This is a genomic window from Neoroseomonas eburnea, assembly GCF_018129005.1.
Lineage (GTDB): Bacteria > Pseudomonadota > Alphaproteobacteria > Acetobacterales > Acetobacteraceae > Neoroseomonas > Neoroseomonas eburnea.
Genome location: NZ_JAAEDL010000080.1, coordinates 1 through 1,232, shown reverse-complemented (window position 1 = coordinate 1,232; position 1,232 = coordinate 1). Strand labels below are relative to the sequence as shown.

At 68.1% G+C, this 1,232-nt stretch carries 1 protein-coding gene and 1 pseudogene; both read left to right on the top strand.

The genetic code is table 11. The annotated features are described in order from the left end of the window. Window positions 1-56: 56 nt before the first annotated feature. Window positions 57-269: pseudogene (locus tag GXW74_RS28830) on the top strand (transposase); the annotation flags it as partial. Then, window positions 179-1,204, top strand: a complete 1,026-nt coding sequence (locus tag GXW74_RS27720; protein WP_456306999.1) for an IS3 family transposase — start codon at window positions 179-181, stop codon at window positions 1,202-1,204. The pseudogene GXW74_RS28830 and the gene GXW74_RS27720, both read left to right, overlap by 91 nt. Window positions 1,205-1,232 lie beyond the last annotated feature (28 nt).

The following is a 1,232-nucleotide window of genomic DNA, read 5'->3' as shown; positions in this document are numbered from 1 at the left end:
ACAGGGGACGAGGAATGGTTTGACCGGGGTGCCGGGCTTTCGAAGGATGGAAGCCCATGGCGAGACACCGGTCCCACAGCGTCGAGTTCAAGCGCCAGGTTGCGCAGGAATACCTGGGCGGCGAGACCCTCCACGGGCTCGCCCGCCGTCACGACATCTCCCGCAACCTCGTCCGCGTCTGGGTCGAGAAATACGAGGCTGGTGCCTTCGACGAGGACGCGAACGCGGCGGACCTGCTCCAGGCCTACGAGGCGCGGATCGCCGCGCTCGAGCGCCTGGTGGGCAAGCAGGCGCTGGAGCTCGAGTTTCTAAAGGGGGCGCTGCGCTCCGGAGCCACGCCGAGAAACAGGCCTACGTCCGCCATCACCGGCCCCGCGGTCTCTCCGTCGCCCAAGGCTGCCGGCTGATGGGGATCGCCCGCTCCACGGTCTACGGCCCGCCGCCGGTCGAGACCGATGACACGGCCCTCGTCGAGGCTATCTCGGCCATCACCGGCGAGTTCGAGGCGTATGGCTGGCGTCGCGTGCGGGCCGCGCTGCGGCAGCAGGGGATCGTCGCAAATCACAAGAAGATCCGGCGCCTCATGCGGGAGCACGACCTGCAGCCCCGGATGCGCCGCCGCCACGTCGTTACGACCGACAGCGCGCACGACGGCCCGATCTTTCCGAACCTCGCACGCGACTTCGAACCAGGGGGACCGGACCAGCTCTGGCTCGTCGACATCACCTACGTCGCGGTCCGGAGCGGCTTCGCCTACGTGGCCATCGTCCTCGACGCCTGGTCCCGGCGCGTCATCGGCTACGCGATCGGGCGCTCCATCGATGTCCGCCTCACCCTTGGCGCCCTGCGCGCCGCCCTCGAATGCCGACGTCCACCACCCGGATGCATTCACCATGGCGATCGTGGCTCGCAGTACGCTGCAGGGAAATACCGCGAGCTGCTCACCGAGGCTGGCCTCGTCGGCTCGATGGGTCGCCGCGGCAACCCTTACGACAACGCCCGCGCCGAGAGCTTCATGAAGACGCTGAAGGTCGAGGGCGTCTACCCGATGGCCTACGAGACCTTCGAGGACGTCGTGACGGAGCTGCCGCGGTTCATCGAGGAGGTCTACAACCAAAAGCGCCTGCACTCGGCCCTCGGCTATCTCAGCCCCGTGCAGTTCGAGGAGCAACACGCCCGGCCGCCGGTCAAATCAGCCGCCTGAACCTGTCCGCCTCCAGGGGCCCACTCCA